Genomic DNA, 20,685 nt, shown 5'->3' with positions numbered 1-20,685 from the left:
GCTGCGCAGCAGTCGTGAAACCAGTCGATGCGGTGTGTCAGACACACCGCGTACTCAGGATTTACGACTGCTTCGCAGCCGAACGCAGCCTCGCAGGCTCGACAGCTGCTACAGGGATAGATGCAACCTCCTAAGCTCGACAGCTGCTACAGAGATAGATGCAGCCTCGCGGTTGGCTAAAACTTTGCAAAGTTCAGCGCATCGACAATCGCCGAGCCGCCGATGCCGGTCAGCGACAGCAGCAGCGCCCGGATCAACGGGTCCTCGGAGTAGCGTGAGAACGAGCCGGTATTGAGCGTCGCGACGCGCTCGCGGATCATCTTGAATTTCTCGTAGCAGGGCGATGTTTCGGGTGTTTGCAGCAGGAAGGCGTCCAGTCGTTGCAACGCGAGCGAGCGGGCCTTTTCCGCTCCGCGCCGCAGCGACAATGCCGAGACCAGCAGTACCAGCGCCGTCAGCAAGTACGAAATGATCAGGCCCGGCGGGGTCGGCCAGTTATCGAACAGGCTGCTGCGCGACGCCAGCAGGATCAACATCACCACCGTCGGCGCGTAGATCAGCCGGTTGACCGCCGAGGTGCGCTTGGCGATCAGTTGCAAATCCACCCACTCATCGATGCACGGATGCCTGAGCATGCCGAAGGTTTTCTTGTGCTCCGCCTGCAAGCTGCCGGGCCAGATCGCATGGTGTTCGCTGAGGTGACGGATGAAGCGCGTCAGCAGCAGATTGGCGTCCACGACCCAGAACACCAGCACCTGGAAAATCAGCGTGGGCAGCAGCCAGCCCATCATCCACCACATTGATTCGCCGCGAACGGGCATGCCTTCCATTGGCCAGACGACAAACAGCACGCTGGTGACGACGACGAAAACCCAGGTGGCAAGCATGGCCCGCAGCATCCGCGCACCGAAGGAACCGCACACGCAATGCTCACCCCAGAAGCGCGCAATGGAGATCAGCTTGCGCCCGTCCGCGCAGGTGGCCTTGGCCGGTGTGCAGGACTTCGACCACTCTTCGCGGGTGCTCATCAGCGGGAAAAAAATCAGCACCAGGCAATGCCCGAGTTCGTTGCACCAGCGCCGAAACTTCCAGCCCTTGCCGCGACGAATCAAACGCCGGAGCTGACCCCATAAGGTCATCTCGTATTTGCGCATGTGCAGGGTCAGGTGATACGTGGTCTCGATCTCGGCCCGGTTGACGCGCAGGTTGCGCCAGCCCCATGCCAATGCCGAGAGCGATATCAGCACCGCCAGCAGTCGCAGGGCCATGGTCGGCCAGGCGCTGATGCCTTCGAACAGGAACATCGGCTCGCCCAGGCCGTTGTCCGTCAACGTGCTGCGCATCTGGTACGCCAACATCAAGGCGAGAATAAACATCACCAGCGGAACCACGATGTACCACGCCCGGGAGTCGTACAAGCCGGTGCTGGCGCTGCCAGTCACATCCTGGGCCATCGCCAGTTTTCTCGCAGAGCGCCGGGTCAGGTTCGATGTGACGATGCCCAGCAGGATCAGCACGAACGTGAACCAGAGAAACTCCGCGTGCCAGAACCGCGTGGCGATGAAGGCGCAGGCCGCCGCCACCATGTACAACGTGATCGGCACGCCTCGGACCCAGGCCAGTCGTGCATCGTGATCATCTCGCGGGCCCTCGATCTGCCACCAGACGATGAACCCGGCGAGTATCAACAGCGTGAGTGTCAGCGGCCCGGCCCAGAAAAACGATTGGGCCTGCTTGAAGCGCTCGCGGATCGACGAGGAGGGTTCAGGGTAGGGCGGTGGCGATGGATCCTGGAGGCAGCGCAGCGCCATGAGGTCGTGCGGACGCACGCCACGGTCGGACTGCGATTGGGTCGGGGCTTCGCAGTTGGACGGGCGTGAGGCAGTCAGCCGACTCGCCAGAGGAATGAAGCCGCTGATGCCCACCTCGTAGATCCCCGGTGACAGCAGCTCGGATTTTGAATAGTCGAACTTCGCCCGTTTGGCATCGAAGGATTGTGGCGCCAGGGCGGCCAGCACCGAGATGAACACAGCACTTTGCAGGCTGTCGCGAAACGGCGGCACGTCCTGTTGCAGGGCACGGGTCAGCGTCAGGCCATAGGGCGCGGCGAGTATCAGGTTGCGCGTGGTTTGCGCCTGGCCGCGCTGCAACATGCGTGCGTCGAGGTCGGTGGAAAAGTACAGTTTGTACGGCAACCGGCTCTTCAGCGCCTGCAACACCAGCAGCTTGTCGTAGGCATCGACGCCCAGCACACCGATCGCGCCGATGCCGCTTTCGCCATTGCGTCGATAGGCCGCGTCCTCGTTGGCAATGTGATCGGCGAGGCGTCGCAGGTAATCGAGCTGGGAATTGCCATCGGATTTCTCCAATGGACTGAGATCAATCTGTGTGGAGTCTTTACTGTTTTTGCCGGGATCGGCAGGGGCGCTTTTGTCATTGCTGGCCGATTCCTCGGGCAGGCGACCGTCCAGACCGCGTAGATAGCTGAAACGCAAAATCCACTGATCGACCACCGCCCGCTGGTTTTTGTCATCGTTACCGAGGTGGGCGTCGTTGGCGACCTGCGACTTGAAGCTTTCGATCAGCGCGCGGCTGTAGAAGCTGTCCCACTCGGAAATCAACGCAATGCGATTGCCGCTGCGTCGCAGGTCACGGGTGCATGGTGAGCCGATGCGTCGCAGCTTGCCTTCGCTGCACCGCACGCCAGCAGCGGGATCGACACGACGCAGCTTCAGCTCCTCAAGCATCAGCTGCGTCATGGTGCCGTCGTCGCTGACGGTGCGCAGCAACTTCATCGGTGGTCTGCTTGCCAGCGGCGGTGAAAGTTTCTTGTAGCCGCGATCCAGGGTTTCGTTATCCGCCGTGGCCAGCGGCGAGTAAATCTCGACATCCGCGGTGGCTTTGCCGATGTCCTGATCCTGGAACATGTCGCGCAGTACGGTTGAGGTCGAAGGGCCGATGACTTTCAGAACGGCATCGGCGGGCGGTTCGGAACACGGCGTTGGCGTGCAGGCCCGGGCGATTTTGTTGTTCAGGGTTGCGCGTAGTTTTTCCAGTTGCTGCAACGGGGTTGAACCGAGCGCGTCCTGTTTCAACCAGAACACTATCGTTCGGTCGGGCGGCGGTGAGGCACCATCCAGTGCCGTCGGCGGATCGAAGGGATTGGAGACGAAGATTTCATAGGGTGCGTCGACGAACGCGGTTTTCTGCGGTGCATCGACCGACAGGTCAGCGGCGAGTCTCAAGCAGTGGATGTACTGTTCCTGATCCGGCACGCGATGGGAATTCTTGAACCCCGCCAGCAAGGCATAACGGATGCGGCGGCGTCGTTCGACTTCGTCGGCGTAAGGGCCACCTTCGACCAGCGCTACCATGACATCGGGCGCTGAATTTTCGCCTGGCAGGGGCGCTATATCGGCACTGCACACATTGTCCGCATCCGGGTTCTTGCTGTCGGTGAGCTTTTTGCGATAACGCTCGACGGCGTCGAAAGGGTCTTGCCAGAGCCGTGCTTCGATGGGCAGTTGCGCCTGAAACTGCGCGCCGATGGGCCGCGGTTCAAGGAACGGCTCGCGGTTGAGGGCGAACATCGAGACCACCAGACTGAGGATCACCGCACTGCCTGGCAGCCAAAACGCCAGGTTAGTGCCCGAACCGTGGTTGTCCATGGCCTGTGCCTCTTGTTTTCGGCCAACTGATTACAGTTATGTATAGACCCGATTTGCGCGTACAGTGCAATTCAATGGCCTAAAACCAGTCATGCCACGTTTCAGGACAAGAGAGGCGGCTGTCATGCACAAGATCGGACTGATTGTTTACCCCGGATTTCAGGTGCTCGGCCTGGCCATGTGCGCCACGTTCGAGTTGAGCAACACCGCCGCCGACGAACCGGTGTACAGCATTACCTTGCTGTCCGAGCACGGCGGGACAGTGCAGACGTCCGCCGGATTCGGCGTGGAAACCAGCGCGTTCGACCAGCGCCCGTTCGATACGCTGCTGGTGATGGGCGATAACCTGATCCGCCCGACAACACCGGGCATGGTGGAGTTTTTGCGCAACGCCAGCCAGACCACCCGGCGCCTGGGTTCGATCTGCACCGGCGCTATCGTGCTGGCCGAGGCCGGCTTGCTCGACGGCCGACGGGCGACCACACACTGGTGTCATGCCCCGGCGTTGCAGCGGGCGTACCCGAAAGTGAAAGTGGAGGAAGACCGGATCTTCATCAACGACGGCAACATCTGGACCGCGGCGGGCATGAGCGCTTGCGTCGATTTGGCGCTGGCCCTGGTTGAGAACGACCTCGGCGCCGAAGTGGCGCGGCGCGTGGCCCGGCAATTGGTGGTGTACCACCGGCGCGCGGGTGGGCAGTCGCAGTTTTCGGTGATGCTTGAACTTGAGCCCAAGACCGATCGCATCCAGGCTGCGCTGACCTACGCCAAGCACAATTTGAAGTCGGCGCTGTCAGTCGAGGAACTGGCCAGCGCGGCCAATTTGAGCCCGCGCCAGTTCAGCCGTGTGTTCCACGCCGAAACCGGCCAATCACCGGCCAAAGCCATCGAAAACCTGCGGGTGGAGTCCGCCCGCCTGATGATGGAAACCGGTCGGCACTCCATCGATGTGGTGGCAGCCGACACCGGTTTCGGCGATCGGGAGCGCATGCGCCGGGCGTTTATCCGTGCCTTCGGCCAGCCACCGCAAGTCATACAACGCGCCAACCGAGCCTGAACCCGATCCCGCCCACGGCCCCCTGCGTAGGAGCTGGCTTGCCAGCGAAGCATTTGAATGCGCCACGATTATCCTGTTGAAGCGCGTCATCGTTAACGACCTTCGCTGGCAAGCCAGCTCCTACAGGGTTATGTGGCGGTGTCCTAAAAGGTGGTGTATACGACATTTAAGTCTAAATATTATTGGCGTAATTTAGATCTCGTTGAAGCCCACTTCCTCAATGAGATCACCGCCATGACCATCGTCAAAGCCGCCGCCGTCCAGATCGCACCCGTGCTCTACAGCCGTGAAGGCACTGTCGATAAAGTTGTCCAGAAGATTCTCGAGCTCGGTGACCAAGGTGTGCAGTTCGCCGTGTTCCCGGAAACCATCGTGCCGTACTACCCGTATTTCTCGTTCGTGCAGTCGCCGTTCGAAATGGGTGCCGAACACCTCAAACTGCTGGACCAGTCCGTGACCGTTCCGTCGGCCGCCACTGATGCCATCGGTGCCGCCGCCAACCAGGCTGGCATGGTCGTGTCCATCGGCGTCAACGAACGTGACGGCGGCACGTTGTACAACGCGCAGTTGCTGTTCGACGCCGACGGCACACTGATCCAGCATCGCCGCAAGATTTCCCCGACCTATCACGAACGTATGATTTGGGGCATGGGGGACGGCTCTGGCCTTCGCGCCACCGACAGCGCGGTAGGGCGCATCGGCCAGTTGGCGTGCTGGGAACATTACAACCCGCTGGCCCGTTACGCCTTGATGGCCGACGGCGAGCAAATTCACGCGTCGATGTACCCAGGGTCGTTTGCCGGACCGTTGTTCACTTCGCAAATGGAAGTCAACATCCGCCAGCATGCGTTGGAGTCGGCGTGCTTCGTGGTCAACTCCACCGCCTGGCTGAACCCTGAGCAACAGGCGCAGATCATGGCTGATACCGGTTGCCCCATCGGCCCGATTTCAGGGGGGTGTTTCACCGCGATCATCAGCCCGGATGGCGTGATACTCGGCTCGCTGACTGAAGGCGAAGGCGAGGTGATCGTCGACCTCGACATGAGCCTGATCGACAGACGCAAACGCATGATGGATTCCCGTGGCCACTACAGCCGTCCGGAACTGCTGAGCCTGCTGATCGACCGCACACCGCAGGCTCATGTGCATGAACGCAGCGCTCATCCGAAGTTGGCAGTGATCGACTCAGTGGAAGAAGTCAGCCTTTAAACCGCGTCGTCCCCATCGCGGGCAAGCCACGCTCCCACATTGGATTGCATTCCCCTGTGGGAGCGTGGCTTGCCCGCGATGGGGCCATCACAGGCGCAAAAAAAGAGGACTTCCACCCAAGCGGTGGAAGTCCTCTTTTGTTCATCAGGCCTTACAGCTCCTGACCCAAAAAGATCAACGTATTGCCATGCGCCTCAGCCGCGGCGCGCTGGTTGTAGCTGTCGCGGTGCGAGCAGTTGAAGCCATGTTCGGCTTCCGGATACACGACAATTTCCACGTTGTCGTTGTTCTCGAAACGCTCGGCGATTTTCTCCACGGCTTCCAGTGAAATGTGGCTGTCCTGTTCGCCGAAGTGCATCAGCAGCGGCACTTCGATTTCATCGGCGCGGTCCAGGTGATTCTGGATTCCGCCGCCGTAGTAGGCGACGGCGACGTCCACCAGCCCATTAGTGGCGGTGAGGTAAGAAAGCAAACCACCGAAGCAGTAACCCAGCGAGGCGATGCCGCCGTCCAGTTCCGGCTGATCTTTCAAGGCATCGATGGCCAGTTCGATGTCGGCTTGTGCCTTGACGATGTCTGTGGCGTTCATCAATTCGACGGCGCGTTTCCAGCCGGCTTCGTCGTAGGTCAGTTCGATACGGTGGCCGTTGCGCCAGAACAAGTCCGGTGCGATCACCAGGTAACCATCAGCCGCGTACTGCTCGGCGACCGAGCGGATGTGTTCATTCACACCGAAAATCTCCTGGATCAGCACGATCCCCGGACCTTTGCGGGTATGCGGAATCGCCAGGTAAGCGCCGAATTTACCTTCGTCGCTGTCGATCTCGATCCATTGGGTGGTCACGCTCATGGTGGCTCCTGTCTACGCAATTGAGGTGGGGTAAAGCTTACTGTGGCTGTGTGGCCTGGAAGCTTGGCAGTGCCTGCATACGTTTCCACCATTCGCTGAAACCGTCTACTGCAAATATCTGCGGTGCATCCGGGGTCATCGCTATATAGGCACAACCCGGTGACAGGTAAAAGTCGCCGATGCTGGGTTCCTGACCGGCAATAAACGGATCGCTGCCTTTTATTTTCATCAGCTCGCGCAGTACCCGTTTCGAGTTCTCGATCCCTTTGCGGCGTGAATCTTCATTCTTCCCGCCCAGGAAATCAGGAAACAGGTGGTAGCCAAACACCTGCACCAGGTTGCCGTAGCCGTAGGAATCGTAAATGCCCTGGGCCATGTGGGTACGCGCACGGTCATGGGCGTTATCCGGTGTGATCGACGGGCCTGGCAGGACTTCGTCCAGGTAGGCCACGATCGCAGCGGTTTCGATGATCCGGAAACCGTCGTGGTCGACGACGGGCACCTTGCCGAAAGGGTGACGCACCAAATGCTCTGGCAGGTGCGGCTCACCTTTGATGACGTTGACCTGCACCTGATCGAAGTCGGCGTCTTTTTCCGCCAGCAGCATCTTCACCGTGCGCACATACGTACTGCCATCAAAACCGTAGAGAGTGAGGCTCATGACCATTGCTCCAACATTGAGGGACTTTATCGAGACCCTGGCGTATCAGCGGTTGTGGCGACGCCAGAAGAATCGAGCCAGCAGCGCATCGAAACTGAGCTTGCCGGCACCCGAGAGCAACAGTGGCACAAAGGCCGCGAGGTAGATCAGCGGCAGTTTGAAGTTGCCAAAGCCCTTGTTGCTGATGGAGTAACCCTGGGCAAGCTCACTCAATGTAGACCAATCGGCCGGCCAGTGAACGGCAGCGGTCGCGACGATGGTCACCACGATCAGAATAAAGGCCGAAACCCGCGTGCCCAGACCGATCAGGATGGCGAGGGCGCAGATCAGTTCGGCCCACATCGACAGTTCCCAGTTCAGCGTGGCCGAGACGTGGTCGAACGGAAACGGGAAGCGGTCCTGGATGTCGGCGAACCAGTTTTCGCCATTCCATTTTTCCAGCCCTGACTCAAAGAACTCCCAGGCGAGGAACAACCGCAGGGTCAGCGGCGCGATCCAGTCACCGGCACGGTCGAGGTTCAGGTGCAGGCCTTTGACGGCCGAAGAAATTGAGCTGTTCATGGGGTTGATCTCCGTTCAGTCAGGGGTGCGGGGCAACGACGTGCCCCGCGCAATGGATTACTCGCCGGCGCCGCACTTGCCTTCGCCACATTTGCCTTCAGCCGGTTTCTCGGCGGTATCGGCCTGGACCTGGCTGTAGCCGTGGGCGAGTTGCTTCATGCTGAACGCTTCGGACTCGGATGCCGACGCGACGTTGGACAGGGCCAGGCCACCGGCGATGATCAGGCCGAGGGTCAGCGAAGAAGTCGAGAGCTTGAACATGGTGATACTCCGTAGCGTTGAGTGAGTTGAGCGCTTTGATCGGCTTGGCCAATCGACAGGCACATTTCATCAAGCAGGTGTATCTGCGATGTGTCGTTGACGCGGGGTTTTATGGCCGGGGTGTGTCGAGAGGGGGGCTGTACACATTGTGATACGTAAGCACCTCGGCAAAACCGAGCCCCTGTAGGAGCTGTCGAGCCTGCGAGGCTGCGATCGGCCCTGTAGGAGCTGTCGAGCTTGCGAGGCTGCGATCGACTGCGAAGCAGTCGTGAAATCAGGCAATGCGGTGTGTCAGGAAAACCGCGTGTTCAGGGTTTACGGCTGCTTCGCAGCCGATCGCAGCCTCGCAAAGCTCGACAGCTCCTACAGGGCCGATCGCAGCCTCGCAAGCTCGACAGCTCCTACAGGGCCGATCGCAGCAGCTCCCACACGGGCGCGGTGTGGCGGGGCGGTTGCAACGGCAACGCGTCGATCCGGTTGCGCAAGTGCTCCAGCGTTTCGTCGTCCAGCACCGTGGTGAGCCCCATGCCTTCTTTTGCCTGGAACAGGTTCATCGCGTCCCGGGTCTGCTTGCCGACGATGCCGTCGATGGTGCCCGGATGAAAGCCCAGGTACGTCAAGTAGGTTTGGGCCATGCGAATCCGCAGGTCCGGGGTGCCGCCATACGAGAACTTTTGGTAGGCGGCGCTGAGCCGTAAGTCATAGTTGTTGATGGCGTAATTGGGGCCGTTATAGCGGCGGGCGAAATTGGCCCAGTCCTTGGCGCGTAACGCGTCTACCGCGCCGCCTTCGATCAATGTGCCAATGGTGCACAGCAGTTGTTCGTTCTCGGACGCGACCATTCGCTTGACCATCGACTCGACGTCCGCCGAATGGGTTTGAGCGAAGTTGAACCCCATCGTCTGCCCCAATCCCCACGAGGTACTTTGCAAGGCTGCGTTCCTGTTCAGGCGAATGGCCTGGGTCAGACGGTCGTATTGGTGCGCGCCCGATTCGCCGTAGTTGCCAGGGGTTTTGCTGCTGATATCCGGGTGCTGTGCATCAAACGTCTGGTGGGTCAGACGGCTGAAGACGTGACGCTCAAAGAGGATTTTCGGACGGCGATCGGAAAAATATCCATTGCCGGAGGTTTCTACTGCCAGAACAGCCCAGAGTTGCGCGGCACTGACTTTGGCGAGGTCCAGGGCATTCGCCAAACCTTCGTCGTCAAGGGCCGCTCCATGGCTTGTGAATTCATCGCTCATGACGGTCTCCTTGGAAAACGGGAAACGCTGGTTTACCCCTTTAGCGTAGGAGGGCCGGGCGCTGGGCCGGCGGATTTTCGATCACCGGTCAGGCGCGCGGTTAATGACGCTCCGTGGAATTTCCTATACATTTTCCGCCCGCCCACTGCATGGTGAAATCGCTTCATGTCTCTTGCGCTCGAACGTCTAGTCGCTGGTACGCCGATCCCTTTCGCTGGTAATCGTGTCTCTGTGGTCAGCCCCGAACTGGCGGCACGCTTTCAGCCCGGCGACCACCTGCTGGTGGAACAGGTCAGCGGCGAGTTGTTGTTGATTCCAGTGGCGGATCAGCAAGCGGCAGCCATCGCAATCGAGCGTGCCGAAGCGGCATTCACGGCCATGTCCGCGGTTTCGGATCAGGCGATCAGCGCGTTCTTCGATCTGTTTGCCCAACGTCTGGAAACGCCGGAGTGCTGGGCCTTGATCGCGGCCGCCAACCTGGCCGACATCGAACGAGCCAAGGCGCGCGGGCGCTCCACCACGCGCCTGCTGGCCGATGAGCGCATGCGTGGCGACATGATCGCCGGCCTGCGGGCCTGGCGTGACGCGTCGGCCACCCGTGGCAAAGTGGTCAGTTGCGTCGAGCATGACGGCTGGAAAGTCGAGCAAGTGGTCTCGCCATTGGGCATCGTCGCTTTCGTCTTCGAAGGCCGGCCGAATGTCTTTGCCGACGCCGCCGGGGTGTTGCGCACCGGTAACACCGCCGTGCTGCGCATTGGCAGCGATGCCTTGGGCACGGCGCAAGCCATCGTCACCCATGCGCTGAATCCGGCACTGAGCGATGCCGGGTTGCCAGCCGGTGCGGTGTCGCTGGTGGAAAGCGTCAACCACTCCGCCGGTTGGGCGATGTTCGCCGACCGACGCCTGTCGCTGGCCGTGGCCCGTGGTTCGGGGCGTGCCGTCAGTCAACTGGGCAGCATCGCGCAACAGGCCGGCACCGCCGTCAGCCTGCACGGCACCGGTGGCGCCTGGTTGATCGCGAACCAGGACGCCGACGCCCAGCGCTTCGCCGCCGTGGTGCGCAATTCGCTGGATCGCAAAGTCTGCAACACCCTGAACGTCTGCCTCATCCACCGTGACCGCGCCAGCGAACTGGTGCCGCTGTTTCTCGACGCGTTGCAACAGGCCGGCACCGCACGGGGCCAGGGCTGCAAGTTGCACATCGTCGAAGGCAGCGAGCAGTGGTTGCCGGCGGATTGGCAGACCGCCAGCGTCGAGGTGTACCGCGCCGAAGGCTATCAGACCGAACCCTTGGCCGAAGCGCTGCCCGAGGATCAGTTGGGCCGCGAGTGGGAATGGGAGGAAACCCCGGAAGTCAGCCTGAAGATCGTCGATGACCTGGACCAGTCCATCGCCTTGTTCAATCGCTACAGCCCGCAGTTCACCGTGTCGTTGATCAGTGAAGCAGCCGAGGCTCAGGATCGTTTCTACAACGCAGTCAACGCACCTTTTGTCGGCAACGGGATTACCCGTTGGGTCGACGGCCAGTACGCGCTGAACAAGCCGGAACTGGGGCTTTCGAACTGGGAAAGCGGTCGACTGTTTGCGCGCAGCGCGATTCTCTCGGGTGATGGCGTGTTCACCATTCGCAGTCGCATGACCCAGATCGACTTGTCGGTCAAACGCTGAGCCGGCCGAATTGACTGTCCGCACCCTGGCGGACAGTCACGGGGACAACAATCCGACTGCACGCAACCTGCGAACTATAATTAATGTGGGTCTGTGTTTGCGTGGCGAGCACTCCAATACGAATCAGGTGTCCATGACGCTCGCCTGAGAGGCAGAGGGCTGCGCGGCAAGCGGGACAGACGGTGCATCTGATTAAGTGTGAGAGGGTTCCGTCATGAAAAATCACTCCTTTCAACATTACTCTCATGGTCTGGAAACGGCTGTTCACGACGCGTGGATTACCACTCGGGTGAAATCGGCGCTGGCATTGGCTACGCCAAGCCTTGGCCTGCAGGTCCATGTCAAAACCCTTGAGGGCACGGTGGCACTGAGCGGCCGCGTCAACACCCATAAACAGTGTGAGCAGGCTGTTGCGCTGACCCGTTCGGTTCCCGGTGTCGTTGACATCGATGCCAGGGAATTGCTGACTCACGTGTTCAAACCCGGCAGCTTTCCAGAAGCGCCCAACGCCGAAGAAAGCCCAGAGAGCCGGCCACAATCGTCAACAAAAATGGACGACAAATGAGTGATGCAGCGCCCCCGTAGGCCGGGGGCGCTACACCGCACCGTTGCAGTGGGCGAAACAGAAGATTGTGTTTTCTGAGCATTGTCTCGATAGCTGTTGAAGCAGAGCATGAGCGCCGGCTGTATCAATCCTGCTGACGGTGGAGGCTGTGCCCGATGAAACGTGTACTCATGTTGTTGGCCAATGGTGTCGAGCCCCTGGAAATGGCGGCTTTTACCGATGTGCTCGGTTGGGCCAACCTGCTTGGCGACCAACCCCTGGAATTGGTCAATGCCGGCCTCAGGCCACGCATCGAAACGACCTTTGGCTTGTCACTGAACCCTCGTCATCTATTGAACGAACTGGATCTGAACAGCTTCGACGCATTGGCGTTGCCCGGTGGATTTGAGCCGGCAGGCTTTTACGAGGAAGCCTTGAGCGAGCCGTTTCTGGCGACCATCCGCCACTTTGTCGAGGCCGGTAAAACCGCCGCCAGTGTGTGTGTTTCTTCGGTGTGCCTTGGCGCCGCCGGTGTGTTGCAAGGCAGGAACGCCACGACCTACCACCAGGAGGGCGGCAAGCGCAAAAACCAACTGGTTGAAACCGGTGCCGTTTTCGTCGACCGCCCCGTGGTGGTCGATGGCCGCATCATCACGTCCAGCGGCCCAGGTACGGCCACCGAAGTTGCGTTCATGCTGCTGGAGCAACTCACCAGCGCCGAGAACGCCGCCCATGTGCGCAAGAAAATGCGTTTCGCGACACCCGATCGCGAGTGGTACGAAACGCCGCAAGTGCCATAGCCGATCATTGAATACACGTACCCCCCTGTAGGAGCTGGCTTGCCAGCGAAGGACTCGAATGCGCAACGGTTATCCTGTTGAAACGCATCATCGTTGACGACCTTCGCTGGCAAGCCAGCTCCTACAGGGGGATGTTCGTGTTCGCAAATCAGGCCGGCCGGTAGGCCGCTGTGTTCCAGCATTCATCAAGCGGCTTCGACCGCTTGGCCGTAGACGGCGCAGGTATTCGGGTGCTCGGCCAGCGACACGAAGGTGCGGCGGTTGGCATCCAGCGCATCGACCGAACCAGTCTCGATGTCATAGACCCAACCATGCAGGTTCAACAAGCCTTTTTCCTGAGCCAGTCGCACGCTCGGGTGAGTCTGGATGTTGGCCAGTTGGGCGATGACATTTTCCCGGACCATCGAACTCACTTTCGCCGCGTCATTGGCGTGAGGGCGGGATTCGTTGATGACTTTCGCCGACTCGGCGTGTTGCAACCAGCCGCTGACGGCGGGCAGGTGGTCCATGCATTTGCACTGGGCGACGGCCGTCATGGCGCCACAATCCGAATGGCCGCAGATCACAATGTCAGTCACGCCCAATACGGCGACGGCGTATTCGACGGTGGCCGAAACACCACCCGGATGCGGACTGTAGGAAGGCACGATATTGCCAGCGTTACGGATCACGAACAGTTCACCGGGTTCTTGCTGGGTCAGCAGTTCCGGCACCACACGGCTGTCGGAACAAGTGATGAACAGCGTGCCGGGGTGTTGCGTGGTAGCCAGGTGTTTGAACAGGTCGGTGCGTTGTGGAAACGCTTCCTTCTGGAACTTCAGAAGACCTTCGATGAGCGCTTTCATGGTGGATTCCTCATGCGTGAATCAAATGATGACCCTGTAGCAGCTGCCGAGCTTGCGAGGCTGCGTTCGGCTGCGAAGCAGTCGCCTGGGACTGCTTGTTCCGTCGGCGAGGATTTCATCCTCGAACGCAGCCTCGCAAGCTCGACAGCTGCTACAGAGGTAACGGTGTGGCCTAGAAAGGGCGCAATGGCAGGAACTTGCCGTCCAGGGTGATCACGGCGCGGGAGCCGCCTTCAGGGTCTTCGACTTTCTTCATGTCGAGCTTGAAGTTGATCGCGCTGATGATGCCGTCGCCGAATTGCTCATGAACCAGGGCTTTCAAGGTGGTGCCGTATATCTGGATCATTTCGTAGAAACGGTAGATGGTCGGGTCGGTCGGGACACCCGAGAGGCTGCCGCGCAGCGGGATGATTTGCAGGCGGGCGACGGTGTCGGCATCCAGGTCGAGCTTCTCGCCAATTACTTTGGCGGCGTTTTCCGGCAGTGGGTGCTGACCAAGCAGGGCGGCGGTGACGTAGGCGAGGCCCAGCCCGGTGCCGTCGGTCAGGTCCTGCCACGACAGGGTTTTGCGCGCCTTGGCATCGAGGATCGACGTGGTCAGGGCCAGACTCGGGTCGTTGTAAGCGTGGGACTGTTGCATGGTGTTTCTCCTGTCGCGGATGGTTGTGCTTGGGTGTGAAGCAATCTTCTGCCGATTGATCCATAGCGTCCAAGACCGATATACAATGCAACGCATAAGCACTGCCTATAGAGGGTGATCCCATGCTGCTCCGACATTTGCGCTATTTGCTGGCGGTCGCCGACCACGGCGGCTTCACCCGCGCCGCCGAAGCGCTGCACGTTTCCCAACCGACCTTGTCGCAACAGATCCGGCAACTGGAAGAAACCCTGGGCGTCAGCCTGTTCGACCGAACCTCGCGCACGGTCAAGCCGACCGACGCGGGCCAGGCCTACATCGAATGTGCCCGTCGGGTGCTGGTGGAGCTGGAGGCTGGCAAGCGCGCGCTGCATGACGTGAAGGATTTGTCTCGCGGCACCTTGCGCCTGGCCATGACGCCGACTTTCATGGCGTACCTGGTGGGGCCGCTGGTGCGTGATTACGTGGCGCGGTTCCCGAACATCCATTTGCAGATTTTCGAGTGGTCGATGGACGACATTGAGGCGGGACTGTTGAATGACTCACTGGACATCGCCATCGCGTTTACCCAGGTCAGGAACGCCGACATCGAGTCGATCCCGGCCTTTACCGAGACGTTGGGAGTAATGGTCGGGCGCGATCACCCGTTATATGAAAGCCAGGGGCCATTGTCGGCGCAGGAAGTGGCGCAGCTGGAGTTCGCACTGCTGGCCCCGGACTTCGTCACCCGCACCCGTATCGATGAATATTTTGCCCAGGAGCAGATCACACCGAAGGTAGTCATCGAGGTCAACTCGGTCAGCACCTTGCTCGAAGTCATCCGGCACACGGCCATCGCCACCATCCTGCCGGAACCCATCGCCACCGAGGACCGCGCGCTGCGCAAGATTCCGTTGCTGGGGGAAGCGCCCAAGCGCGGCGCGGCGCTGCTTAGACGCAAAAACAATTATCACAGTGCCGCGTCGGTGGCCTTTATGAACCTGGTGTTGGGCGCGGCTGCGGTGGAGTGACGAGGTCAGTCATCCACTGACTGGCACACACCATTGGGCGCCTTGCCGGTGGAGCTCACGGTTACCGAGTCGTCATCGGCGAGGACGATCGAGATTGTGAGACCCGATCCTTTGGCTTCGAAGCGGCGATCGTCGATGGCTTTGATGTCGGCTTCTTTGCTGTTGATCAACACCGGGCCGTCCTGATCCGCATGGACGGCGATTTTTCCGGGACAGTCGACGTCGAAGGAAGGAACGCCGGGGACACTGTTGGCCTGGGCGACCGTTGTTATTGCCAGCAGCATGAACGTCAGGGCAGTTTTCATCGCAAGCCTCCAAGGTTTGGCGCGTACGCTTAACGATAGCTTTGTTTGCTATGCACGAGGCAAACAAAAAGGCCCCGCTCGATAATACGAGCGGGGCCTTTTATTTAAGGGGTGTGAAATAAAACCCCAGGGAAGTATCAGTAGAACCGGTCAATCACCCGAACTTCGTTCTGGTTCTGCATCGAGGCCCACGCCTGTTTCAGCGTTTGCAGAACATTACCGATGAAGTCCTTGTCGGCCGCGGCTTTCTTGCCGACATAGCCTTGGCCGCGACGGTACATCTTCAGGCGGGCCAACAGGTTCTGGTTGTTCTTGTCGAACTCCGCTTCATGAGCGTGAGGCGACAGGCAGTCGATATGAACCTGGCCCGACTTGCTGATCCACAGAATGTGGCTGTCATGGCTGTCTTTTTGCGCAGCGAACATACGAGCCAGTTCATCGATAGTGGGTTGATTGTTCAGATTCATAATAAAGCCCCTTGACCATTTGGTGATCTTTCAAAGTTGATTCGCTAATACAGGTAGCCCATCGGTTAGTTGATCCCTGGCACCGAAACCAGGACGTCAGCGGTCAGCCGCCAAATCGACGGGGTCCCGCGTCTGTTGCATGTAGTCGTGTTGAATAACTGCTACGCAATAGCGTCACAACGAAGAGAAGCAGCGAAAACCTTCAGGCCACTACCGACGCTTTCAGGGTCGGCCACAAGCTTCTTGAGGATTGATCGCCAGCGCTTCTCGTCCTTGTACTGGACGTTCGGGCCAGGTCAGCTTCTTCAATCTGCCTTGTGGGCAGCGTGTATCCGGGAAAAACAGCTCGGCGGTCAGACGAGCTTGCTCAAACATGTTGCCTGTACTCCCGATCGGGGAGACGTCTGCATCATGCAAGGCCAAAACGGCCTCGTCAACAGTTATGTAGTGATTATTTTAAGTCACTACATATTGTCGGACAAAGTGGTTTTGGAATTAAAAAGGGCAGCGTGGTTAACGCTTGTGCAGGGTGGGGTGTAGCGGGAATCGTCAAGATCGCAGCCTGCGGCAGCTCCTACGGGGTTGGTGTAGGAGCTGCCGAAGGCTGCGATCTTTTAAAGCGGTAGAAGGTGCATGGATAGCCGTCGACGGGCAGCTGATGCCGGGTGAACTCGCCCTGGGCGAGTTCAGGCATCACCCTGGCCCAGAACCGCCGCGCAGGCAGGTTCGCATCGATGTGGAAAATCTGCCATTGACCGGGGAATTGGCTCAAGAGGGTGGAAACGACAAACTTCGCGACACCTTGGCCACGGAAGCGTCGGCTGACAAAAAAGTAGCCGATGTTGTGCTCTGCGCCAGGCAGAAGGGTTTGGTTATCCAAGGTCACAAAACCGGCCAGCTCCCCATCGACGTTGATCAGAAACGGGCGGGTTGCGGGGTTTCGCCAGTAATCCAGTTGGGGCTGGACGTTGAAGAAGCCACGCCCGCCGAGTTTCAGCGGCAGCCACTCGCTGAAGTCGTACATATAGAACTGCATCAGGTTTTCAATCGTTTCCAGTTCGTCGCGCTGGGCGGCGTGCAGTTCTATCAAGGGCATGCGGAGTGGGCTCCTGATGCGCAGGCCATCCGTGGCCCGGACGTGATCACTCAATGGGGCGCGAAATCGTATTTACCGCCTTTCTTCAGTGCGGCTGCGTAGGCCGGGCGCGCCTGAAAGCGTTCAATCCAGGCCGCTACATGAGGATAGTCGCCGAGCTTGCCCTGGGCCCTGGCGATCTCGCCGATAAAGCTCATCTGGATATCGGCGGCGCTCAGTTCATCGCCCAGCAAGTAATCGGACTGGCTCAGTGCCGTGTCGAGGTAGCCCAGGTAGTTGGCGACTTCCGAATTGATCCGTGGATGCAATGGCGCACCGGCCTCACCCAGACGTCCAACGTAGAGGTTGAGCATCAGCGGCAACATCGCCGAGCCTTCGGCGAAGTGCAGCCACTGCACGTATTCATCGTAGGCCGGGGTAGACGGATCGGGTTGCAGGCGACCCTGGCCATGGCGGCGAATCAGATAATCGATGATAGCGGAGGACTCGATCAGCTTCTGCGTACCGTCCTCAAGGACTGGCGATTTGCCCAGGGCATTGACCGCTTTCAGCTCCGGCGGTGCCAGGTTGGTCTTCGGGTCGCGCTGATACAGCTTCAGCTCGTAGGGGATGGCCAGTTCTTCCAGCAGCCAGAGAATCCGCTGGGAGCGGGAGTTGTTCAGGTGATGCACGATGATCATGGTCAATCCCTTTTAAGAAAAAGCGGCGGTCGCCGAGCTTGAAGAACACTAGACCATCACAGTCGGTTCGAAGTGCCCTTAAGCCTTGCTCGCTGGTTTTGCCGCGCGTTTGGTGCCCGTCGAGGGCTTGCGCTTGGCCGGTTTTCGTTTGTTCTTCCACGGTGTCGCGCCACGTCCGGCGGGGCTGGCAGGGCCGCTGATGGTCAGGCTCAGGCCGGCACACCGGGCGACCTGCTTGCTCATCCACGCCGCCTGTTTGGTGACGAATTCTTCCAGGCTCATTTCACCGCTTTGCACCATGTCCAGCGCCTGCTCCCAGATCGCCGTGGTTCCGGGGTCGGCGATGGCGCGCGGCACGGCGTCGATCAGGCTGAACGCTGCCGGGGTGGCGGCCAGGGCCTTGCCGTTCTTGATCAGGTAACCGCGGTCGAGCAAGCCCTGGATGATCGAGGCGCGGGTTGCCTCGGTGCCGATGCCGGTGGTGTCCTTGAGCTTTTGCTTGAGCAGCGGATCTTCCACCAGTTTGGCGACGTTCTTCATGGCCTTGATCAGGTCACCTTCGGTGAACGGCTTGGGCGGTTGCGTCCACAGGTCCTTGAGCTTGATGTCGGCGATCGCGCAATCAAGCCCTTCGGCCAATGCTGGCAATGTTTGCGGCGCCGGTGCTTCGCGGCCCTTGGCCGGGGCCAGGGCTTCGGGAAGGGCGCGTTTCCAGCCGGGCTCGACGATCTGCTTGCCGACGGCGCGCAAGGCTTCACCGGCACAGTTGAAATCGGCCTGGGTCCGGTCGTATTCATGGTTGGGCAGAAACTGCGCCAGATAGCGCGCGCGGATCAGCGTATAGACCGCTCGCTGCTTGCCCACCAGACGCTCAAGGTTTTTCGCTGCCGCAGTGGGGATGATGCCGTGGTGAGCGCTGACCTTGGCATCGTTCCACGCTCGGGAGCGTCGCTGGGGCTCCAGGTAATCGTTCAAGGCGTTCAGCGTCGGATCCGCCTGGCGCAGCGCCGCCAGAATACCGGGCGCTTCGCTGTGCTGGCTCAAGGGCAGGTAGCCGCAGTCGCTGCGCGGGTAGGTGATGACTTTGTGGGTTTCGTAGAGCGCCTGGGCAATGTCGAGGGTTTCCTGGGCACCGAGGCCGAGTTTTTTCGAGCAGACTTCCTGCAAGGTGCCCAGATCGAACGGCAATGGCGCCACTTCACGCATCCGCTCGGTGCGCAGCTTGATCACGCGAGCGCTCGCCGCGCCGCCCATCGCTGCCGCTGCTTGCTGTGCCAGCGCCTGATTCAGACAGCGATCCTGATCGTCGCAAACCTCCGAGGCCGCACGCCACTGGGCGGTGAACGCCGTGCCGTCATGCAGCAGTTGCACGTCGATGGCCCAATAAGCCACCGGCACGAAATCAGCGATGCTGCGATCGCGATCCACCACCAGGCGCAGGGTCGGCGTTTGCACCCGGCCGACCGGCAAGACGCCCTGATAACCGGACTGCCGCCCCAGCAAGGTGAACAGCCGGCTCATGTTCATTCCGATCAGCCAGTCGGCCCGGGAGCGTCCCAGTGCCGAATGATAAAGGCTGAACGTTTCGGCCCCCGGCTTGAGCGCCGAGAGTGCCTTGCGGATCGAGGCATCATCCAGCGCCGATAGCCATAACCGCTGGATCGGCCCGCGATAGCGGCAATGTTCGACCAGTTCCCGGGCAATCATCTCGCCTTCACGGTCAGCGTCCGTTGCGATCACCAGCTCATCGGCCTCGCCGAGCAAGCGTTTGACCGCCTTGTACTGGCTGGCCGTGCGCGGCTTGACGGTCATTTTCCACTTCTCTGGAATGATCGGCAGATCCGCCAGTACCCAGCGCTTGTAGCGCGCGTCGTAGGCATCCGGCGGCGCGGTTTCCAGCAGATGGCCGATGCACCAGGTGACCGTGACGTCCGTTCCCAGCCAGCAGCCGTCGCCTCGACGCCTGGCGCCGAGCACTGCTGCAATGTCTTTGGCCTGGGAAGGTTTTTCACAGAGGTACAGCCGCATAACCACCATCGTTCAGTCGGTTTGAAGAGGTGAACAGAATGCGCAGGGAAAGCGATTGGAGCAACCTTTATCTGTATGGATATACAGATAAAAGATTGCCAGTGATGACGAACGCGGCTTAGAGCGGCATCTCGTTCTTGACCCAGTCCAATATCGAGTCGTGACGTGGCGCCCAGCCCAGTTCCGCCCGGGCGCGCTTGGCGATCACCCGGCTGTTGCTGCCGAACGTGTAATGCACGTGCATCGGGTCCCAGTGATTCGAGGCTTCCTCGACCGACCACGACTGAACCGGCCCCAGTTCCATGCGCTCGGCGAGGACCGCGCCGATATCGGCGAACGACGCCTCGCCATTCTCGATGAAGTAGAACGCCCCGGCCGGTGCCTTGTTCAAGGCCAGTACAAACAGTTCGGCGACATCATCGATGTGCACGTTGGACCAGCGATTGACCCCTTTGCCAACGATGCGCAACACACCGGTTTCACGGGCGCGGGCGATCAGGAAGGGCAGTTGAAAGCTGTGATCGGTCAGGCCGTGGCCCACGCCGTAAATGTTGCTGGGGCAAATCACTACGGTGCGAATGCCTTCACTGGCGGCCTTCATCAAACGCAGGTCGATGTCGTAGCGTGGTTGTTTCAGCGGCTCGACGATGAAGGGCGTGTCCTCGTCGAAGATGTTGCCGGACAAATCGTTGCCCTTGGCGTCATCGCCGATGATGCTTGAACCGCTGGTGTGGATCAGCAGTTTGCCGGAGCCTTTCAGCGCTTCGATGAACGACTCGACAGCGCCGGCATGATCGCTGTTGGCGGCGTCGATAACGGCATCGGCCTTTTGCGCTTCAGCGACCAGCAGCTCGTGGTCGTCGAGACTGCCGATCACTGGCGTGATGCCCAGCGCCCGAAGGTGTTCGGCTTTCTGTGGATCGCGCAGCAATCCGCGAATCGAGTGCCCTTCAGCGATCAGGCGATGAGCGACACTGCCGCCAACGAAGCCGTTGGCACCGGTCAGGAAAATATTCATGGAGGAAAACCCTTTGAAAGTGAGCGAGCGCCCACCTTAGCCCTCAACGATTAGCGGAAAAACAGGCCTCGGTTCT

21 protein-coding genes are annotated in these 20,685 nt (G+C 60.1%); 6 read left to right on the top strand and 15 right to left on the bottom strand.

Annotated features, from left to right (window positions below):
• Window positions 1-176: 176 nt before the first annotated feature.
• Window positions 177-3,668: a hypothetical protein gene (locus tag AEQ67_RS19895; RefSeq protein WP_059405536.1), complete on the bottom strand. Its 3,492-nt coding sequence runs from the start codon at window positions 3,666-3,668 to the stop codon at window positions 177-179.
• Window positions 3,669-3,792: 124 nt separating this feature from the next.
• Here AEQ67_RS19895 and AEQ67_RS19890 point away from each other — a divergent pair, with 124 nt between their 5' ends.
• Both AEQ67_RS19890 and AEQ67_RS19885 read left to right on the top strand, forming a co-directional pair.
• Complete coding sequence (locus AEQ67_RS19890; protein ID WP_059405535.1) at window positions 3,793-4,725, top strand: GlxA family transcriptional regulator; 933 nt, start codon at window positions 3,793-3,795, stop codon at window positions 4,723-4,725.
• Window positions 4,726-4,959: 234 nt separating this feature from the next.
• Window positions 4,960-5,934, top strand: coding sequence for a nitrilase-related carbon-nitrogen hydrolase (locus AEQ67_RS19885; protein ID WP_059405534.1), 975 nt, complete (start codon window positions 4,960-4,962; stop codon window positions 5,932-5,934).
• A gap of 151 nt (window positions 5,935-6,085) precedes the next feature.
• On the opposite strand, the gene AEQ67_RS19880 is transcribed toward AEQ67_RS19885, so the two are convergent.
• From AEQ67_RS19880 to AEQ67_RS19860, 5 genes are all read right to left on the bottom strand, one after another.
• On the bottom strand, window positions 6,086-6,784 hold the full coding sequence (locus AEQ67_RS19880) for a dienelactone hydrolase family protein (protein ID WP_059405533.1): 699 nt from the start codon (window positions 6,782-6,784) through the stop codon (window positions 6,086-6,088).
• Between the two features lie 37 nt (window positions 6,785-6,821).
• Window positions 6,822-7,445 (bottom strand): glutathione S-transferase family protein, encoded by a 624-nt coding sequence (locus AEQ67_RS19875; protein WP_059405532.1) that lies wholly within the window; start codon window positions 7,443-7,445, stop codon window positions 6,822-6,824.
• A 45-nt stretch (window positions 7,446-7,490) separates the two neighbouring features.
• Window positions 7,491-8,006: an HvfX family Cu-binding RiPP maturation protein gene (locus AEQ67_RS19870; protein ID WP_059405531.1), complete on the bottom strand. Its 516-nt coding sequence runs from the start codon at window positions 8,004-8,006 to the stop codon at window positions 7,491-7,493.
• A gap of 57 nt (window positions 8,007-8,063) precedes the next feature.
• On the bottom strand, window positions 8,064-8,267 hold the full coding sequence (locus tag AEQ67_RS19865) for an HvfA family oxazolone/thioamide-modified RiPP metallophore (RefSeq protein WP_059405530.1): 204 nt from the start codon (window positions 8,265-8,267) through the stop codon (window positions 8,064-8,066).
• A 401-nt stretch (window positions 8,268-8,668) separates the two neighbouring features.
• Window positions 8,669-9,511 (bottom strand): N-acetylmuramidase domain-containing protein, encoded by an 843-nt coding sequence (locus tag AEQ67_RS19860; RefSeq protein ID WP_059405529.1) that lies wholly within the window; start codon window positions 9,509-9,511, stop codon window positions 8,669-8,671.
• Window positions 9,512-9,676: 165 nt separating this feature from the next.
• Here AEQ67_RS19860 and AEQ67_RS19855 point away from each other — a divergent pair, with 165 nt between their 5' ends.
• The 3 genes from AEQ67_RS19855 to AEQ67_RS19845 all read left to right on the top strand — a co-directional run bounded on the left by AEQ67_RS19855 (window position 9,677) and on the right by AEQ67_RS19845 (window position 12,523).
• Window positions 9,677-11,179 (top strand): aldehyde dehydrogenase family protein, encoded by a 1,503-nt coding sequence (locus tag AEQ67_RS19855; RefSeq protein WP_059405528.1) that lies wholly within the window; start codon window positions 9,677-9,679, stop codon window positions 11,177-11,179.
• 214 nt (window positions 11,180-11,393) lie between these two features.
• Complete coding sequence (locus AEQ67_RS19850) at window positions 11,394-11,744, top strand: BON domain-containing protein (RefSeq protein ID WP_059405527.1); 351 nt, start codon at window positions 11,394-11,396, stop codon at window positions 11,742-11,744.
• A 155-nt stretch (window positions 11,745-11,899) separates the two neighbouring features.
• A complete protein-coding gene (locus tag AEQ67_RS19845; protein WP_059405526.1) occupies window positions 11,900-12,523 on the top strand; it encodes a DJ-1/PfpI family protein in 624 nt (207 codons plus the stop codon).
• A 185-nt stretch (window positions 12,524-12,708) separates the two neighbouring features.
• Here AEQ67_RS19845 and AEQ67_RS19840 read toward each other — a convergent pair whose 3' ends face one another.
• On the bottom strand, window positions 12,709-13,368 hold the full coding sequence (locus tag AEQ67_RS19840) for a carbonic anhydrase (RefSeq protein WP_059405525.1): 660 nt from the start codon (window positions 13,366-13,368) through the stop codon (window positions 12,709-12,711).
• Window positions 13,369-13,540: 172 nt separating this feature from the next.
• Complete coding sequence (cynS, locus tag AEQ67_RS19835; RefSeq protein WP_059405524.1) at window positions 13,541-14,008, bottom strand: cyanase; 468 nt, start codon at window positions 14,006-14,008, stop codon at window positions 13,541-13,543.
• Between the two features lie 122 nt (window positions 14,009-14,130).
• Between cynS and cynR the strand changes: the two genes are divergently transcribed.
• Window positions 14,131-15,015: a transcriptional regulator CynR gene (gene cynR, locus AEQ67_RS19830; RefSeq protein WP_059405523.1), complete on the top strand. Its 885-nt coding sequence runs from the start codon at window positions 14,131-14,133 to the stop codon at window positions 15,013-15,015.
• 5 nt (window positions 15,016-15,020) lie between these two features.
• Here cynR and AEQ67_RS19825 read toward each other — a convergent pair whose 3' ends face one another.
• The 7 genes from AEQ67_RS19825 to AEQ67_RS19800 all read right to left on the bottom strand — a co-directional run bounded on the left by AEQ67_RS19825 (window position 15,021) and on the right by AEQ67_RS19800 (window position 20,609).
• A complete protein-coding gene (locus tag AEQ67_RS19825; RefSeq protein ID WP_059405522.1) occupies window positions 15,021-15,320 on the bottom strand; it encodes a hypothetical protein in 300 nt (99 codons plus the stop codon).
• 137 nt (window positions 15,321-15,457) lie between these two features.
• Window positions 15,458-15,787: a hypothetical protein gene (locus AEQ67_RS19820; RefSeq protein ID WP_059405521.1), complete on the bottom strand. Its 330-nt coding sequence runs from the start codon at window positions 15,785-15,787 to the stop codon at window positions 15,458-15,460.
• A 222-nt stretch (window positions 15,788-16,009) separates the two neighbouring features.
• The gene (locus AEQ67_RS35870) at window positions 16,010-16,162 is read right to left on the bottom strand and encodes a hypothetical protein (RefSeq protein ID WP_161807478.1); all 153 of its coding nucleotides are present in this window, start codon (window positions 16,160-16,162) and stop codon (window positions 16,010-16,012) included.
• Window positions 16,163-16,361: 199 nt separating this feature from the next.
• Window positions 16,362-16,883, bottom strand: coding sequence for a GNAT family N-acetyltransferase (locus tag AEQ67_RS19815; RefSeq protein WP_059405520.1), 522 nt, complete (start codon window positions 16,881-16,883; stop codon window positions 16,362-16,364).
• Window positions 16,884-16,933: 50 nt separating this feature from the next.
• Window positions 16,934-17,563, bottom strand: coding sequence for a glutathione S-transferase family protein (locus AEQ67_RS19810; RefSeq protein WP_059405519.1), 630 nt, complete (start codon window positions 17,561-17,563; stop codon window positions 16,934-16,936).
• Window positions 17,564-17,641: 78 nt separating this feature from the next.
• Window positions 17,642-19,591 carry a DNA topoisomerase III gene (locus AEQ67_RS19805; RefSeq protein ID WP_059405518.1) on the bottom strand — a complete coding sequence of 650 codons (1,950 nt, stop codon included), beginning with the start codon at window positions 19,589-19,591 and terminating at the stop codon, window positions 17,642-17,644.
• Between the two features lie 118 nt (window positions 19,592-19,709).
• Window positions 19,710-20,609 carry an NAD-dependent epimerase/dehydratase family protein gene (locus AEQ67_RS19800; protein WP_059405517.1) on the bottom strand — a complete coding sequence of 300 codons (900 nt, stop codon included), beginning with the start codon at window positions 20,607-20,609 and terminating at the stop codon, window positions 19,710-19,712.
• Window positions 20,610-20,685 lie beyond the last annotated feature (76 nt).

Origin of the sequence: Pseudomonas sp. RIT-PI-q, from assembly GCF_001297125.1 — a bacterium.
GTDB lineage: Bacteria > Pseudomonadota > Gammaproteobacteria > Pseudomonadales > Pseudomonadaceae > Aquipseudomonas.
This window is presented reverse-complemented; position numbering and strand designations above follow the sequence as displayed.